Here is a 16,479-nt window from a genome sequence, read left to right as displayed (position 1 = left end):
ACGCCGACACCTCCCGGCCCGCCACGGAGCACCGCGCACCCGGCGGAGCGCTGGGGCACCATGGCTGCATGCTGCTGACCCGGCTGGCCGAAGTGTCCCGGGAGGTCGCCGCGACGGCGGCCCGATCCCGGAAGACCGCGCTGCTCGCGGAGCTGTTCCGGGACGCGGAGGCGGACGACGTGCCGATCGTCATCCCCTATCTGGCCGGACGGCTCCCGCAGGGCCGGCTCGGCGTCGGCTGGAAGGTGCTGGGCCGCCGGGTCCCGCCGGCCGCCGAGCCTTCCCTTACCGTCCGCGAGGTCGACGCCCGGCTCACCGAGCTGGGCAAGGTGTCCGGGCCCGGCTCGCAGGCGGAGCGGACCCGGCTCGTCGGTGAGCTGATGGCCGCGGCGACCGAGGCCGAGCAGCGCTTCCTCCTCGGCCTGCTCACCGGCGAGGTCCGGCAGGGCGCCCTGGACGCGGTCGCGGTGGAGGGCCTCGCCCAGGCGACCGGCGCGGACCCGGCGGACGTGCGGCGGGCCGTGATGCTCGCGGGCTCGCTCCAGACGGTCGCCCGGGCGCTGCTCGGCGAGGGGCCCGGGGCGCTGGAGCGGTTCCGGCTCACCGTGGGCCGCCCGGTGCTGCCGATGCTGGCGCACAGCGCCTCCTCGGTCGCCGAGGCGGTGGAGAAGCTGGGCGCCTGCGCGGTGGAGGAGAAGCTGGACGGCATCCGGGTGCAGGTGCACCGGGACGGGGACACCGTGCGGGTGCACACCCGCACGCTGGACGACATCACCGACCGGCTGCCGGAAGTGACCTCGGCGGCACGGCAGTTGCGGGGCGAGCGGTTCATCCTGGACGGCGAGGTGATCTCCTTCGACGCGGCGGGCCGGCCCCGGTCCTTCCAGGAGACGGCGGGCCGGGTGGGTTCCCGGACCGACGTGCTCAAGGCGGCCGAGGAGACCCCGGTCTCCCCCGTCTTCTTCGACGTCCTCTCGGCCGACGGACGCGACCTGCTCGACCTGCCGTTCGCCGAGCGGCACGCGGAGCTGGCCCGGCTGGTGCCGGAGCCCATGCGGGTCCGGCGCACGGTGGCCTCGGGCCCCGGGGACATCCCGGAGGCGGAACGCTTCCTCGCCGACACCCTGGCCCGCGGCCACGAGGGCGTGGTGGTCAAGGCGCTCGACGCGCCCTACAGCGCGGGCCGGCGCGGCGCCTCCTGGCTCAAGGTCAAGCCCGTCCACACCCTGGACCTGGTGGTGCTGGCCGCCGAGTGGGGCCACGGCCGCCGCACCGGCAGGCTGTCCAACCTCCACCTCGGCGCCCGCAACCCGGACGGCACCTTCGCGATGCTCGGCAAGACCTTCAAGGGCATGACCGACGCGATGCTCGCCTGGCAGACCGAGCGGCTGCGGGAACTGGCGGTCGAGGACGACGGCCGGGTGGTCAGGGTCCGCCCCGACCTCGTGGTGGAGATCGCCTACGACGGCCTCCAGCGCTCCTCCCGCTACCCGGCCGGCGTCACCCTCCGCTTCGCCCGCGTGGTCCGCTACCGCGAGGACAAGCGCCCCGAGGAGGCCGATACCGTCGAGGCCCTGCTGGCGGCCCACCCGGAGGTCACACCGTGACGGTGCGCAAGGCGAAGCACAGTGCGGGACTGCTGTTGTTCCGGCATACCGATCAGGGGCTGGAGGTATTGCTCGGCCATATGGGCGGCCCGCTGTGGGCGAAGAAGGACGCGGGAGCCTGGACCGTGCCGAAGGGCGAGTACGACCCCGCCGAACCGGCCTTCGAGGCGGCCCGGCGGGAGTTCCGGGAGGAGCTGGGGCTGGCGCCGCCGGACGGGGAGGCCGTACCGCTGGGCGAGGTCGTGCAGCGCAACGGCAAGATCGTCACGGCGTGGGCGGTGGCGGCGGACCTCGACCCGGAGACGATCGCCCCCGGCACCTTCACCATGGAGTGGCCGCCGCGGTCCGGCCGGATCCAGGAGTTCCCGGAGCTGGACCGGGTGGCGTGGTTCGGGCTGGGCCGGGCCCGTGCGGTGATCGTCACGGCGCAGGCCGCGTTTCTCGACCGGCTGGCGGAGCACTCGGGCTAGGAGGAGCCCCCGCGGCGGCCGGAAGAAGACGCCCGAGGGCCTGTCGCGTTGCGACCTGCCGGGCCGCGCGCGAAGGTCGAGACAAGCCCGCTCCCAGGGAGGTCAGCCATGCCCATCGCGACGGTGAACCCGGCGAACGGCGAGACGCTCAAGACGTACGAGCCGATGGGCGAGGAGGAGCTGGAACGCCGGCTCCAGCTCGCCGAGGCCACCTTCCGCACGTACCGGACGACCTCGTTCGCCGATCGCGCCCGGTTGCTGAACAAGGCCGCCGACCTGCTGGACGAGGACCAGCGGGAGATCGGCCGGGTCATGACCACCGAGATGGGCAAGCCGGTCGGGCAGGCCCGCGCGGAGGCCGCGAAGTGCGCCAAGGCGATGCGCTGGTACGCGGAGCGCGCCGAGGGGCTGCTGGCCGACGAGGAGCCGGCCGAGGCGGACGTGAGCGACTCCGGCGCCTCCCGGGTCCGGGTCCGCTACCGGCCGCTCGGTCCGGTCCTCGCCGTGATGCCGTGGAACTTCCCGCTGTGGCAGGTGATCCGGTTCGCCGCGCCCGCGCTGATGGCGGGCAACGTGGGCCTGCTCAAGCACGCCTCGAACGTCCCGCAGACGGCCCTCTACCTGGAGGACCTGTTCCACCGGGCGGGCTTCCCCGAGGGCTGCTTCCAGACGCTGCTGATCGGCTCCGGCGCGGTGGACGACATCCTGCGCGACGAACGCGTGAAGGCGGCCACGCTGACCGGCAGCGAACCCGCGGGCCGGGCGGTCGCCTCCACCGCCGGCGAGATGATCAAGAAGACGGTGCTGGAGCTGGGCGGCAGCGATCCGTACGTCGTGATGCCCTCCGCCGACCTGGACCGCGCGGCCGAGGTGGCGGTGACCGCCCGCGTGCAGAACAACGGGCAGTCCTGCATCGCCGCCAAGCGGTTCATCGTGCACACCGACGTCTACGACGCCTTCGCCGAGAAGTTCGTCGCCGGCATGCGGGCCCTCAAGGTGGGCGATCCGCTGGCGGAGGACACCGACGTCGGGCCGCTCGCCAGCGAGCAGGGCCGCAAGGACCTGGAGGAGCTGGTCGACGACGCCCGGCGGAGCGGGGCCGAGGTGCTGTGCGGGGGCGAGCGGCCGGACGGGCCGGGCTGGTACTACCCGCCGACCGTCCTCTCCGGCATCCACCGGGACATGCGGATCCACCGCGAGGAGGCCTTCGGGCCGGTCGCCACCCTCTACCGGGCGGCCGACCTGGACGAGGCCGTGCTGATCGCCAACGACACGCTGTTCGGGCTGAGTTCCAACGTCTGGACGCGGGACGAGAACGAGGTGGAGCGGTTCGCGCGGGACCTGGAGGCCGGTGCCGTGTACGTCAACGGGATGACCGCCTCCCATCCGGCGTTCCCCTTCGGCGGGGTGAAGCGGTCGGGGTACGGGCGTGAGCTGTCCGGGCACGGAATCCGGGAGTTCTGCAACATCACCACGGTTTGGCAGGGTGCGTGACGGCTGCGCGGCTACCATCCCGTTCTGTGAACCGCGAAGTGACCCTGCCTCTGATCGTCGACGACCGCGGTACCTTGCAGGTGTCCGCGGCCGACGTGAGTAAGTTGTTGCGGACCGTGGGCGCGCGGTGGCTGCATCTTGTCGAGGCCGGGGAGCGGGGGCTGGACGAGGACACGGTCGCCGCGCTGACCATCGAGCTGGCCAAGCTGGCCGACCGGATCGACGTGGCGTGCATCGCGCACAGCAGCGGGGCGCCGTAACGTTCGGCAGCGTGTTTTCCCTCGTCCGGCGGCATGAATCGCCCTGCGAGCCGGACCCCGGGGTCCCCGGTTCGGAGTAATCCAGCGCGAGATCGTCGTCCTCCCGGGTGACGGTGGGTGGAGCACCCCACAGGTGTGGACCACCTTCCGGACAGCGGAAAGCAGGGACGGTTCATGGCGACTTTGTGCAGACCCTCGGTGTCGGTCCCGGAGCACGTGATCACGATGGAGGAGACGCTGGAGCTGGCGCGCTCCCGCCACGCGGACCACCCCCAACTGCCACTGGCGCTCAGGCTCATCGAGAACACCGGCGTCAAGACGCGGCACATCGTGCAGCCCATCGAGGAAACCCTGAAGCACCCGGGTTTCGAGGAGCGCAACAAGCTCTACGAGGCCGAGGCCAAGGCCCGCGTTCCCGCGGTGATCCAGCGCGCGCTGGACGACGCGGAGCTGCTCACCAGCGACATCGACGTGATCATCTATGTGTCGTGCACGGGCTTCATGATGCCCTCGCTCACGGCGTGGCTGATCAACGAGATGGACTTCGACAGCACCACCCGCCAGCTCCCGATCGCGCAGCTGGGCTGCGCGGCCGGCGGCGCGGCGATCAACCGGGCGCACGACTTCTGCTCGGCCTATCCGCACGCCAACGCGCTGATCGTGGCCTGCGAGTTCTGCTCGCTGTGCTACCAGCCCACCGACCTCGGCGTGGGCTCGCTGCTCTCCAACGGCCTGTTCGGCGACGGCATAGCCGCCGCCGTGGTGCGCGGGGACGGCGGCACGGGCGTCAGCCTGGAGCGCAACGGCTCCTACCTGATCCCGAAGACCGAGGACTGGATCGCCTACGACGTCCGGGCGACCGGCTTCCACTTCCTGCTGGACAAGCGGGTGCCCGCGACCATGGAGCCGCTCGCCCCGGCGCTGAAGGACCTGGCCGGCGCCCACGGCTGGGACGCGTCCGACCTGGACTTCTACATCATCCACGCGGGCGGTCCCCGGATACTCGACGACCTCAGCAAGTTCCTCCAGGTCGACCCGCACGCCTTCCGGTTCAGCCGCGCCACGCTCACCGAGTACGGCAACATCGCCAGCGCCGTCGTCCTGGACGCGCTGCGCCGGCTGTTCGACGAGGGCGGCGCCGAGGACCGGGCCCGTGGCCTGCTCGCCGGCTTCGGCCCCGGCATCACCGCCGAGATGACGGTGGGCCGCTGGGTCAACGGGGACGGGACCGCCCGATGATCGAGGAGGCGACCCTCACCGGGGTGCTGCCCCCGGTCCGGCACTGGCCGGCGCTCGACCTCACCGGGACGGAGTTCGACCCGGTGCTGGCGGAGCTGATGGCGGAGGGCCCGGTCACCCGGGTCCAGCTGCCCCACGGCGAGGGCTGGGCCTGGCTGGTCACCCGGTACGACGACGTCCGCAGGGTGGTCAACGATCCGCGCTTCAGCCGTGAGGCGGTCGTGGGCCGGCAGGTCACCCGGCTCGCCCCGCACTTCATCCCCGACCGGGGCGCGGTCGGCTTCCTCGACCCGCCCCACCACACCCGGCTGCGCAGCTCGGTCGCCGCCGCCTTCACGGCCAAGGGCGGGGAGCGGGTCCGTGCCAAGGCCCGGCGCATGCTGGACGAGCTGGTCGACGACCTCCTGCGGGCCGGCCCGCCCGCGGATCTCACGGCGGCGGTCCTCGGGCCGTTCCCGATCGCGGTGATCTGCGAGCTGATGGGCGTCCCGGCCCGCGACCGGCACGGCATGCACGTCTGGACCCAGCTGATCCTGTCCGCCGCGCACGGCAAGGAGGTCAGCGAGACGGCGAAGCGGGAGATGAGCGCCTACTTCGCCGACCTGATCGGACTGCGCGAGAACAGCTCCGGCGAGGACGTCACCTCGCTCCTCGGCGCCGCCGTGGGCCGGGGCGAGGTCACGCTGGAGGAGGCCGTCGGCCTCGCCGTCCTGCTCCAGATCGGCGGCGAGGCGGTCACCAGCAACAGCGGGCAGATGTTCTACCTGCTGCTGACCCGCCCCGAGCTGGTGCGGCGGCTGCGCGCGGAGCCGGAGATCCGCCCCCGGGCGATCGACGAACTGCTGCGCTACCTCCCGCACCGCAACGCGGTCGGCCTGTGCCGGATCGCGGTGGAGGACGTGGAGATCGCGGGCGTCCGCGTCCGCGCGGGCGACGCGGTCTACGTCTCCTACCTGGCCGCCAACCGGGACCCGGACGTCTTCCCCGACCCGGAGACCGTCGACTTCGCCCGCAGCCCGAACCCGCATGTCGCGTTCGGCTTCGGCCCGCACTACTGCCCCGGCGGCATGCTGGCCCGGCTGGAGGAGGAACTGCTGATGGACGCCCTCCTGGACCGGGTGCCGGGGCTGCGGCTGGCGGTGGCACCGGATCAGGTCCCCTTCCGCAAGGGCGCGTTGATCCGGGGCCCCGAGTCCCTTCCGGTGACGTGGTGAGCCGCCCATGACCGAGACCGAGGGACTGTACGTGCCGCCGGGCCACGGCCGGGTCGTGGAGACACCGGCCCAGCGGGTGACCTTCAAGGTCACCGGCACCCATTCGCGGATGGCCTCCACCTTCGAGGTGGAGGTGCCGCCGGGCTTCGACGTGGGCGCCCATCTGCACACGCGCAGCGAGGAGTTGTTCTACATCCTCGAAGGCGAGCTGGACGTCCTCGCCTTCGAGCCGCGCATCCGCACCCCCGACCACTGGCAGAAGTGGGAGTCGCCGTCGGGCAACCGGGTGGTCCGGGCGACACCGGGCACGGTCATCGTCGTGCCCCCGGGCTGCCCGCACGCCTTCGCCAACCCGACGGAGACCCCGGCGAGGATGTTCTTCCAGGCGTCCCCGCCCCCGGACCACGAGCGCTACTTCGAGGAGCTGCTGGAGATCCTCGCCGACGGCGGCCCCCCGGACCAGGAGGCCATCGAGGCCCTGCGGGCGAAGTACGACATCGAGCAGCTCACCCCGTTGAGGCACCGATGATCACTAGCGGATGGGCATACCCGACAGGGTCCGTGCGATCACCAGCCGCTGGATCTCGCTCGTCCCCTCGAAGATGGTGTAGATCGCCGCGTCCCGGTGCATCCGCTCCACCGGATACTCGCGGGTGTACCCGTTGCCACCGAGTATCTGGATGGCCTGCGCGGTCACCTTCTTCGCGGTCTCACTGGCGAACAGCTTGGACATCGAGCCCTCGGCCGCCGTGAACGGCTTGCCGTTGATCGCCATCCACGAGGCCCGCCACACCAGCAATCGGGCGGCGTCGATCTGGGTGCGCATGTCGGCCAGCTGGAACGCCACGCCCTGGTTGTCGATGATCGGCCGGCCGAACTGCTCCCGGGTCCGGGCGTAGTCGAGGGCGACCTCGTAGGCGGCCCGGGCGGTGCCGACCGCCATGGCGCCGACGGCCGGGCGGGACGCCTCGAACGTGGCCATGGCCGCGTTCTTCACGCGCTCACCGCCCTTCCGTGCCCTCTCCCGGGCCCGGGCGAGCCGCTCGTCCAGCTTCTCCTTGCCGCCGAGCAGGCAGGAGCCGGGCACCCGGACGTTGTCCAGGATGACCTCGGCGGTGTGCGAGGCGCGGATGCCGTGCTTCTTGAACTTCTGGCCCTGCGACAGGCCCGGCGTCCCCGGCGGGACGATGAAGGAGGCGTGGCCCTTGGAGCCCAGCTCCGGGTCGACCACGGCGACCACGACGTGGACGTTGGCGATGCCGCCGTTGGTGGCCCAGGTCTTGGTGCCGTTGATCACCCACTCGTCCTTGGCCTCGTCGTACACGGCACGCGTGCGCATGGAGGCGACGTCGGAGCCGGCGTCGGGCTCGGAGGAGCAGAACGCGGCGACCTTGACGTCGTTCTGGTCGCCGTACATCTGCGGGATCCAGGTGCCGATCTGCTCCTCGGTTCCGTTGGCGAGTACGCCCACGGCGGCGAGGCCGGTGCCCACAATGGACAGGGCGATGCCCGCGTCGCCCCAGAACAGCTCCTCCATGGCCATCGGGATGCCGAGGCCGGTGGGGTCGAAGTACTGCTGCGCGTAGAAGTCGAGGGAGTAGATGCCGACCTTCGCGGCCTCCTGGATGACCGGCCAGGGCGTCTCCTCGCGCTCGTCCCACTCGGCCGCCGCGGGGCGGATCACATCGGCGGCGAAGCCATGGAGCCAGTCCCGTACTTCCTTCTGTTCGTCGTTCAGCTCCATGGTGAACTCGGCCATGTCCCCTCCAGCTGCGGCAGCACTTGTTACTTGCGGTAACCCGAGTCTGTTACTGATCGGTAGGAAAAGTCAACCGGTGATGACTCCTCGGCATCCCGTTCGATGTCAGAGGCGCGGTCAGTGTTAGTTTGCGCAGGCGTCACCGAATCAGCACGGGTGGGGAGAGCACATGGACACCACGCAGCGGACCGATCAGCAGCGGTCCGCCGACCGCCGACGGCGCGAGCTGCTGGAGGCCGCCGACCGGGTGGTGCTGCGCGACGGCCCGCAGGCGTCGATGAACGCGATCGCGGCGGAAGCGGGAATCACGAAGCCGATCCTCTACCGGCACTTCGGCGACAAGAGCGGCCTTTACGCAGCCTTGGCCAAGCGGCACACCGACGCGCTGCTGGCCTCGCTGCGGGCGGCGCTGGACGCCCCCGCCGACCGGCGGGAGCGGGTCGAGTCCACCCTGGACACCTACCTCGCCGCGATCGAGGCACGGCCCCAGGTGTACCGCTTCCTCATGCACCCCGCCGAGGGCAGCAGCGTGCCGTTGTTGCGCCGGATGGGCGAGGAGCTGGCCCAGGTCATCGAGGAGCGGGTGGACCTGGGGGCGCAGAGTCAGCAGCTGGCGCGGGTGTGGGGCCATGGGATCGTCGGGATGATGCATGCCGCCGGGGACTGGTGGCTGGGCGACCGCCCCTGCTCCCGGGCCGAGTTGGTGCGGTCTCTCGCCGACCTTCTGTGGGGCCGGCTGGCGGCCGCGGGGGACAAGGTGGGAGGTCCCGGGTTCTGAGGGCCGTTCCTCGCCCGCGGGTCCGCGGGGGCCGAGCGCGCGGGTCCCCGCGCCCGTTCAGGCGGGACCGCTCGGCCGGTGCCATGAGGCCCGGGAGATCTGCCGCATCAGCTTCCGGCGACGCCACCCCGTCAGGTGGTCGGCGTACACCGTACCCGCCAAGTGATCACATTCGTGTTGCAGGCATCGGGCGAAGAAGCCGGTGCCGTGGACGGTGACCGGGTCGCCGGTCGCCGTGAAGCCCTCGACCACCGCGTGGTCGTAGCGCTCGGTTCCCGCCTCCAGGCCCGGCAGGGACAGGCAGCCCTCCGGGCCGCGGATCACCACACCGTCGGCCTCGACCAGGCGTGGGTTCACCACATGGCCCAGGTGGCGCACGTCCTCGTCGTCGGGGCAGTCGTACACGAACACCCGCAGATCCACCCCGATTTGGTTGGCGGCCAGGCCCACCCCTCGCGCCGCGTACATCGTGGCGAACAGGTCCTCGACGAGGTCCGCGAGGCCGGGGCCGAAGTCCGTGACGTCCCGGCAGGGCTCGCGCAGCACCGCGTCGCCGAGCAGGGTGAGAGGCCGGACGCGCCCGCGGGCGCCCGGAATGGATCCGTGTCGCATGGCGGCAAGGGTACGGTTCGTTCAGCTCAAGCCCGCAGCCGAAGACGTGGGCCGGGATTCGGGTGTGCGAATGGATCTCGATAGGCTGAGGTTCACACCACGTTGCCGGATGGCCCCAGGCGCGGCGCGTACGCAAGGAGGATCGAGAACTGATGGCAGGCAACTCGGACCCGCTCACGCCGCGGGCCAAGCTGGCCGTGACCGCGGGCAAGGCGGTCGCTGCGGCATCGCGCGCCGCGGGACGCGGCAGCGGGTCGGTGATCGGTGGCCGGGTCGCGCTGAAACTCGACCCCGACCTGCTCGGGCGGCTCGCCCAGAACCTGGACGTCGTCCTGGTGTCCGCCACCAACGGCAAGACCACGACCACCCGGCTCATCGCCGAGGCGCTGCGCGCCGCGGGCCCGGTCGTGTCGAACGCGCTCGGCGCCAACATGCCGGCCGGCATCACCTCGGCGCTGGCGGGCGGCTCGGAAGCGAAGTTCGGCGTCATCGAGGTCGACGAGAAGTACCTGGCCGGAGTGGCCCGGGACACCGCCCCCAAGTGCATCGCCCTGCTGAACCTCTCCCGCGACCAGCTCGACCGCGCCGCCGAGACCCGGATGCTCGCGGAGAACTGGCGGGAGGGCCTGGCCGGCTCCAAGGCCGTCATCGTCGCCAACTGCGACGACCCGCTGGTGGTGTGGGCCGCGTCCTCCTCGCCGAATGTGATCTGGGTCGCGGCCGGTCAGATGTGGCAGGAGGACGCCTGGTCCTGCCCGTCGTGCGGCGGCGTGATGCAGCGCCCCGGCGACGACTGGTTCTGCGGCGAGTGCGGCTTCCGCCGGCCCACGCCGACCTGGGCGCTGTCCGGGGACCACGTGCTGGACCCGCACGGCTCGGCCTGGCCGATCCACTTGCAGCTGCCGGGACGCGCCAACAAGGCGAACGCCGCCTCCTCCGCCGCCGTCGCCGCCGTCTTCGGGGTGCCGCCGCAGGTCGCCCTGGAGCGGATGTACCAGGTGCAGGCGGTGGCCGGCCGGTACGACGTCGTCCAGTTCCAAGACCGCGACCTGCGGCTGCTGCTGGCCAAGAACCCGGCCGGCTGGCTGGAGACGTTCTCCCTGATCGACCCGCCGCCCGCGCCGGTCATCCTGTCCGTGAACGCCCGCTCCGCCGACGGCACCGACACCTCCTGGCTGTGGGACGTCGACTACACCCGGCTGACCGGCCACCCGATCTTCGTCATCGGCGACCGGAAGCTGGACCTCGCCGTCCGCCTGGAAGTCGCGAACCAGCACTTCCAGGTCTGCGACAACCTCGACCAGGCCGTGCAGATGTGCCCGCCCGGCCGGATCGAGGTCATCGCGAACTACACCGCGTTCCAGGACCTGCGCCGCCGCGTCGGCAACTGATCAGGAAGGGCGATCACCTCATGAGCGACAACCAACTACGGCTGGTGTGGATCTACCCGGACCTGCTGAGCACCTACGGCGACCAGGGCAACGCCCTCGTCGTGGAGCGCCGGGCCCGGCAGCGCGGCCTGGACGTGGCGCGGCTCGACGTGCGCAGCGACCAGCCGATCCCCACCTCCGGTGACATCTACCTGATCGGCGGCGGCGAGGACCGGCCGCAGCGGCTCGCCGCCGAGCGGCTGCGCCGCGACGGTCATCTGCACCGCGCGGTGGAGAACGGCGCGATCGTCTTCTCCGTCTGCGCCGGCTACCAGATCCTCGGCCACGAGTTCATCAACGACCTCGGCCAGCGCGAGCCGGGCCTCGGCCTGCTCGACGTGGTGTCGGTGCGCGGCGAGAAGGAGCGGTGCGTCGGCGACGTGCTGGCCGACATCGACCCGCAGCTCGGCCTGCCCCAGCTGACCGGCTTCGAGAACCACCAGGGTGTGACCCACCTCGGCCCCACCGCCCGCCCCTTCGCCCGGGTGCTGGTCGGCAACGGCAACGGCACCGGGGACGGCACGGAGGGCGCGTACAACGGGACCGTCTTCGGCACGTACATGCACGGACCGGTGCTCGCCCGCAACCCGCTGATCGCCGACCTGCTGCTGAAGCTGGCGCTGGACGTCAACGCGCTGCCGCCGATCGACGACCACTGGTACGAGGCGCTGCGCAACGAGCGCATCTCCGCGGCGCAGCAGCCCGCGTAACCCGGGTTTCACCTGGATTTCAGCGTGGTCCGGCAGGATTCCCGCGGGCCCGCCTGACGGTCCGTCCGCTCACATGTGCGGGCACGTCCAGCAGGCGGACGCCCGCTACGGAGCCACCCCCTCGCGCCGGTAGGGTGGCCGGGAATCCGCCGGACAACGTGGTCCGGTTACCCGGCCCACGTTGAGAAGGTAATTCGGGCTATGCGCATTGGTGTCCTCACGTCCGGCGGCGACTGCCCCGGCCTGAACGCCGTCATCCGGTCCGTCGTGCACCGTGCCGTCGCCGACCACGGCGACGAGGTCATCGGTTTCCGGGACGGCTGGAAGGGCCTCCTGGAGTGCGACTATCTGAAGCTCGACCTGGATGCCGTGGGCGGCATCCTGGCCCGTGGCGGCACCATCCTCGGCTCCTCCCGGGTCCGCCCGGAGCATCTGCGGGACGGGGTGGAGCGGGCCCGCGGCCATGTCGCGGAACTCGGCCTGGACGCGATCATCCCGATCGGCGGTGAGGGCACGCTGAAGGCGGCCCAGCTGCTGTCGGCGAGCGGGCTGCCGATCGTGGGCGTGCCCAAGACCATCGACAACGACATCGCCGTCACGGACGTCACCTTCGGCTTCGACACCGCGGTGACCGTGGCCACCGAGGCCCTGGACCGGCTGAAGACCACCGCCGAGTCGCACCAGCGGGTGCTGATCGTGGAGGTCATGGGCCGGCACACGGGCTGGATCGCGCTGCACTCCGGCATGGCGGCCGGTGCGCACGCCGTCGTCGTGCCCGAGCGGCCCTTCGACATCGAGGAGTTGACGCGGAAGGTCGGCGAGCGGTTCGAGGCGGGCAAGCGGTTCGCCATCGTGGTCGCCGCGGAGGGGGCCAAGCCGCGGCCCGGTTCCATGGAGTTCGACGAGGGCGGCAAGGACATCTACGGCCACGAGCGGTTCGCGGGGATCGCCCGGCAGCTGTCGGTCGAGCTGGAGCAGCGGCTCGGCAAGGAGGCCCGTCCGGTGATCCTCGGGCATGTGCAGCGGGGCGGCACGCCGACCGCGTACGACCGCGTGCTGGCGACCCGTTTCGGCTGGCACGCGGTGGAGGCGGTGCACCGGGGCGAGTTCGGCATGATGACGGCGCTGCGCGGGACCGACATCGTGATGGTGCCGCTGGCCGAGGCCGTGGAGACGCTGAAGACGGTTCCCGCCGAGCGGTACGACGAGGCGGAGTGCGTGCTGTAGGGGGCACGCCGTAGGGGCTGCTGTCTCGCCGTCGGCTGCGGGTGCGTGGTGGTTTGCCACGCAGTTCCCCGCGCCCCTGAATGAGTCGTCCCGCCCCCGGTCGCAGAGGTGACCGGGGGCGGCTCTACTCTTGTGGGCGGACAGAATCGCACAACCCCCACGAAACAGGAGCCGGCGGATGGATCACAGCGGGCACGGCATGACGATGGATCTGCCGCCGTTCACGCTGGCGCGAGGGCTCGAATGGTCGACGGACCCCTTCTTTCTCCTCGCCTGCCTGGCCGGACTGGCTCTGTACGGCTGGGGTGTGGCCCGGCTGCGGCGCCGAGGTGACGCGTGGCCGGTCTCGCGGACCGTGTCGTACGTCATCGGCGTGCTCACCATCGTGCTGGTGATGTGCACCAAGCTGAACGACTACGGCATGGTCATGTTCAGCGTGCACATGGTGCAGCACATGGTGATCAGCATGCTGTCGCCGATCCTGATCCTGCTCGGCGCCCCGGTCACCCTCGCGCTGCGCGCGCTGCCCACCGCCGGCAAGGGCCGCAAGGGCGCCCGCGAGCTGCTGCTGATGCTGCTGCACAGCCGGTACATGCGGATCATCACCCACCCGGCGTTCACCATCCCGCTGTTCATCGCGAGCCTGTACGCCCTCTACTTCACCCCGCTGTTCGACTTCCTGATGGGTTCGAAGACCGGGCACATCGCGATGATGGTGCACTTCCTCGCCGTCGGTGTGGTGTTCTTCTGGCCGATCATCGGGGTCGACCCGGGCCCGCACCGGCCCGGCCATCTGATGCGCATGCTGGAGCTGTTCGCGGGCATGCCGTTCCACGCGTTCTTCGGTATCGCGCTGATGATGGCGTCGACGCCGATGGTGGACACCTTCGAGCACCCGCCCGCCTCCCTGGGCATCGAGGCGCTGTCCGACCAGAGCGCGGCGGGCGGCATCGCCTGGGCGTTCAGCGAGATCCCGTCGGTGCTGGTGCTGGTCGCGCTGCTGTTCCAGTGGTACCGCTCCGAGCAGCGGCAGGCCAAGCGCAAGGACCGGGCCGCCGACCGGGACGGCGACAAGGAGCTGGAGGCGTACAACGCCTATCTGGCCTCCCTCAGCACGCGCGAGGGCTGAGCGGCCGTACCGATCCGGCCGTCGGGTCCGCGCCGGGCGGGCGCCGTATCCCGGGAATCGGGGCACCATGGTCAGGGACGGACCATGAGGAGGGTGTCGCGATGCCCGGTTCCACGAACGGTTCCACCAAGGCGATGGGGGCGCTCACGGTCGGCGGGCTGGTCCTCGTGACCGCCTACACGGTCGCGCTCGGCAGCAACGGCTGGCTGTGGTTCGGATGGGTGGTGCTGGGGCTGCTGACCCTCGCCCTGGTGGTCACCCAGTCGTGAGCCGCGCGGGCCGGCCGGGGCTGGCTACAGTGCCCGCATGAACAGCAGGACACCCTCGTTCGACGAGCTGGACCGCCAGATCATCACCGCGCTCATGGCGAACGCCCGGACCAGCTTCGCCGAGATCGGAGCGGCGATCGGGCTGTCCGCCACGGCGGTCAAGCGGCGGGTGGACCGGCTGCGCGAGACCGGGGTGATCACCGGGTTCACGGCGACGGTCAAGCCCGCGGCGCTGGGCTGGCGCACGGAGGCGTACGTCGAGGTGTACTGCGAGGGCGCGGCTCCGCCCCGGCGGCTGGCGGAGGTCGTGCGCAACCACCCGGAGATCGCGGCGGCCATGACGGTGACCGGCGGCGCGGACGCGCTGCTGCATGTGCGCGCCCGGGACGTCGAGCACTTCGAGGAGGTGCTGGAGCGCATCCGCGCCGAGCCGTTCATCCGGAAGACGATCAGCGTGATGGTGCTGTCCCATCTGCTCCCGGAAAGCCCCGAGGCGGGCGCCACGCACCCTGCCCCCGAATGATCAGGGAAACACGCAGGACTGCTGCGTATCTCCCGGCGAGAAAGCAGCGATGCTGCGCATCCACGCAGCTTTTCGCGCTTGTCGCCCGTCTTCCTCTCTTCCTACCGTGGTGGCACCCCTCAGTGACACACAGGAAAGCGGAGGAAACCCTCTGTGTCCGACAGTCGTGTGCCGCGTCCCCGGCGTTTTCTCGTCTGTGAACCCAGACACTTCGCCGTCCAGTACGCGATCAATCCCTGGATGCACCCCGACAAGCCGGTCGACGTGGACCTGGCCCAGGAGCAGTGGCAGGCGCTGATCCGCGCCTACCGGGCCCACGGTCACACCGTCGACAGCGTCGAGCCGGTCCCCGGCCTGCCCGACATGGTGTTCGCGGCCAACGCGGCGTTCGTCGTCGGCGGCCGGGTGTTCGGCTCCCTGTTCCACGCTCCGGAGCGGCGCCCGGAGTCGGTGCACTACGACACCTGGTTCAAGGCGGCGGGCTACGACGTGTACCGCCCCGAGTCGGTGACCGAGGGCGAGGGCGACCTGGTGTGGACGGGCCGGTACGTGCTCGCCGGCACCGGGTTCCGCACCACCCGCGAGGCGCACCGGGAGGCGCAGGAGTTCCTCGGCCACCCGGTGATCGGCCTGACCCTGGTGGACCCGTACTTCTACCACCTGGACACGGCGCTGTTCGTCCTCGACGACGACAACATCTGCTACTACCCGGAGGCGTTCTCGCCGGGCAGCCGGGAGGTGCTGAAGCGCCTGTACCCGGACGCGGTCCTGGCCACCCGCGAGGACGCCATGGCGTTCGGCCTGAACTCCGTCTCCGACGGCCGGCACGTCTTCATCGCGCCGAAGGCGGAGGCACTGGCCGAGCGCCTCGCCGACCACGGTTACGTCCCCGTCCCCGTCGACCTGTCCGAGTTCCACAAGGCCGGCGGTGGCATCAAGTGCTGCACCCAGGAGATCCGCTGATGACCGCACCCGCGCGCCCCCGTACGTCCGACGACCTCATCCGCGCGGAGGAGCCGGTTCTCGCGCACAACTACCACCCGCTGCCCGTGGTCGTGGCCCGGGCCGAGGGCACCTGGGTGGAGGACGTCGAGGGCAACCGCTACCTCGACATGCTGGCCGGCTACTCGGCCCTCAACTTCGGCCACCGGCACCCGGCGCTGGTCGAGGCGGCGCACCGCCAGCTGGACCGGCTCACCCTCACCTCCCGCGCCTTCCACAACGACCGGCTGGCCGAGTTCGCCGAACGGCTCGCGGAGCTGACCGGCCTGGACATGGTGCTGCCGATGAACACCGGCGCGGAGGCGGTGGAGAGCGGCATCAAGGTGGCCCGCAAATGGGCGTACGACGTGAAGGGCGTCCCCGCCGACCGGGCGACGATCGTCGTCGCGGCGGAGAACTTCCACGGCCGTACGACGACCATCGTCAGCTTCTCCACGGACGAGACGGCCCGTGCCGGCTTCGGCCCGTTCACACCCGGTTTCCGGATCGTGCCGTACAACGACCTGGCCGCGCTGGAGGCGGCGGTCGACGACACCACGGCGGCCGTGCTGATCGAGCCGATCCAGGGCGAGGCCGGCGTGATCATCCCGGACGACGGCTATCTCGCCGGGGTGCGGGAGCTGACCCGCCGCGCGGGCTGCCTGTTCATCGCGGACGAGATCCAGTCGGGCCTCGGCCGTACGGGCCGTACCCTCGCCGTCGAGCACGAGGACGTGGTCCCGGACGTGCTGCTGCTGGGCAAGGCGCTGGGCGGCG

Annotated in this window: 18 protein-coding genes; 16 read left to right on the top strand and 2 right to left on the bottom strand. The window is 71.3% G+C overall.

Annotated elements, in window-relative coordinates:
• Window positions 1–68 precede the first annotated feature (68 nt).
• The 7 genes from CCN44_RS01620 (at window position 69) to CCN44_RS01590 (ending at window position 6,813) form a co-directional block, all read left to right on the top strand.
• Window positions 69–1,607 carry an ATP-dependent DNA ligase gene (locus tag CCN44_RS01620; RefSeq protein ID WP_086696655.1) on the top strand — a complete coding sequence of 513 codons (1,539 nt, stop codon included), beginning with the start codon at window positions 69–71 and terminating at the stop codon, window positions 1,605–1,607.
• The gene (locus CCN44_RS01615; protein WP_059247983.1) at window positions 1,604–2,077 is read left to right on the top strand and encodes an NUDIX domain-containing protein; all 474 of its coding nucleotides are present in this window, start codon (window positions 1,604–1,606) and stop codon (window positions 2,075–2,077) included. Before CCN44_RS01620 ends, CCN44_RS01615 begins: the two co-directional genes overlap by 4 nt.
• Before the next feature lie 108 nt (window positions 2,078–2,185).
• Window positions 2,186–3,571, top strand: a complete 1,386-nt coding sequence (locus CCN44_RS01610; protein ID WP_059247984.1) for an NADP-dependent succinic semialdehyde dehydrogenase — start codon at window positions 2,186–2,188, stop codon at window positions 3,569–3,571.
• 26 nt (window positions 3,572–3,597) lie between these two features.
• Window positions 3,598–3,831 carry a DUF6213 family protein gene (locus tag CCN44_RS01605; protein WP_079080884.1) on the top strand — a complete coding sequence of 78 codons (234 nt, stop codon included), beginning with the start codon at window positions 3,598–3,600 and terminating at the stop codon, window positions 3,829–3,831.
• A gap of 174 nt (window positions 3,832–4,005) precedes the next feature.
• Window positions 4,006–5,070, top strand: coding sequence for a type III polyketide synthase (locus tag CCN44_RS01600; protein ID WP_059254824.1), 1,065 nt, complete (start codon window positions 4,006–4,008; stop codon window positions 5,068–5,070).
• A complete protein-coding gene (locus tag CCN44_RS01595; RefSeq protein WP_202430200.1) occupies window positions 5,067–6,284 on the top strand; it encodes a cytochrome P450 in 1,218 nt (405 codons plus the stop codon). The genes CCN44_RS01600 and CCN44_RS01595 overlap by 4 nt, the downstream gene beginning before the upstream one ends.
• 7 nt (window positions 6,285–6,291) lie before the next feature.
• The gene (locus CCN44_RS01590) at window positions 6,292–6,813 is read left to right on the top strand and encodes a cupin domain-containing protein (protein ID WP_059247986.1); all 522 of its coding nucleotides are present in this window, start codon (window positions 6,292–6,294) and stop codon (window positions 6,811–6,813) included.
• Between the two features lie 3 nt (window positions 6,814–6,816).
• Here CCN44_RS01590 and CCN44_RS01585 read toward each other — a convergent pair whose 3' ends face one another.
• On the bottom strand, window positions 6,817–8,043 hold the full coding sequence (locus CCN44_RS01585) for an acyl-CoA dehydrogenase family protein (protein WP_059247987.1): 1,227 nt from the start codon (window positions 8,041–8,043) through the stop codon (window positions 6,817–6,819).
• 169 nt (window positions 8,044–8,212) lie between these two features.
• Here CCN44_RS01585 and CCN44_RS01580 point away from each other — a divergent pair, with 169 nt between their 5' ends.
• Window positions 8,213–8,821: a TetR family transcriptional regulator gene (locus tag CCN44_RS01580; RefSeq protein ID WP_059247988.1), complete on the top strand. Its 609-nt coding sequence runs from the start codon at window positions 8,213–8,215 to the stop codon at window positions 8,819–8,821.
• A 57-nt stretch (window positions 8,822–8,878) separates the two neighbouring features.
• Here the strand turns inward: CCN44_RS01580 and def are convergent, their stop codons facing one another.
• Window positions 8,879–9,433 (bottom strand): peptide deformylase, encoded by a 555-nt coding sequence (gene def, locus CCN44_RS01575; protein ID WP_059247989.1) that lies wholly within the window; start codon window positions 9,431–9,433, stop codon window positions 8,879–8,881.
• A 152-nt stretch (window positions 9,434–9,585) separates the two neighbouring features.
• Between def and CCN44_RS01570 the strand changes: the two genes are divergently transcribed.
• The 8 genes from CCN44_RS01570 to CCN44_RS01540 all read left to right on the top strand — a co-directional run.
• Window positions 9,586–10,824 (top strand): Mur ligase family protein, encoded by a 1,239-nt coding sequence (locus tag CCN44_RS01570; protein ID WP_086696654.1) that lies wholly within the window; start codon window positions 9,586–9,588, stop codon window positions 10,822–10,824.
• A gap of 20 nt (window positions 10,825–10,844) precedes the next feature.
• Window positions 10,845–11,573 carry a type 1 glutamine amidotransferase gene (locus tag CCN44_RS01565; protein ID WP_059247991.1) on the top strand — a complete coding sequence of 243 codons (729 nt, stop codon included), beginning with the start codon at window positions 10,845–10,847 and terminating at the stop codon, window positions 11,571–11,573.
• A 201-nt stretch (window positions 11,574–11,774) separates the two neighbouring features.
• Window positions 11,775–12,800 carry a 6-phosphofructokinase gene (locus tag CCN44_RS01560; RefSeq protein ID WP_059247992.1) on the top strand — a complete coding sequence of 342 codons (1,026 nt, stop codon included), beginning with the start codon at window positions 11,775–11,777 and terminating at the stop codon, window positions 12,798–12,800.
• 178 nt (window positions 12,801–12,978) lie between these two features.
• Window positions 12,979–13,929 carry a cytochrome c oxidase assembly protein gene (locus tag CCN44_RS01555; protein WP_059247993.1) on the top strand — a complete coding sequence of 317 codons (951 nt, stop codon included), beginning with the start codon at window positions 12,979–12,981 and terminating at the stop codon, window positions 13,927–13,929.
• A 101-nt stretch (window positions 13,930–14,030) separates the two neighbouring features.
• The gene (locus CCN44_RS43035) at window positions 14,031–14,198 is read left to right on the top strand and encodes a hypothetical protein (RefSeq protein WP_107117972.1); all 168 of its coding nucleotides are present in this window, start codon (window positions 14,031–14,033) and stop codon (window positions 14,196–14,198) included.
• A gap of 37 nt (window positions 14,199–14,235) precedes the next feature.
• A complete protein-coding gene (locus tag CCN44_RS01550; protein ID WP_059247994.1) occupies window positions 14,236–14,721 on the top strand; it encodes an Lrp/AsnC family transcriptional regulator in 486 nt (161 codons plus the stop codon).
• Window positions 14,722–14,874: 153 nt separating this feature from the next.
• Window positions 14,875–15,684 carry a dimethylargininase gene (gene ddaH / locus CCN44_RS01545; protein WP_079080885.1) on the top strand — a complete coding sequence of 270 codons (810 nt, stop codon included), beginning with the start codon at window positions 14,875–14,877 and terminating at the stop codon, window positions 15,682–15,684.
• Window positions 15,684–16,479, top strand: a 796-nt coding sequence (locus CCN44_RS01540; protein WP_414820476.1) for an aminotransferase class III-fold pyridoxal phosphate-dependent enzyme, incomplete at its 3' end; no start/stop codon positions are given. The genes ddaH and CCN44_RS01540, both read left to right, overlap by 1 nt.

This window comes from Streptomyces tricolor (genome assembly GCF_002155905.1).
GTDB lineage: Bacteria > Actinomycetota > Actinomycetes > Streptomycetales > Streptomycetaceae > Streptomyces > Streptomyces tricolor.
Note: the sequence above shows the minus strand (reverse complement) of the source record. Positions and strands in the feature narration are given on the sequence as shown.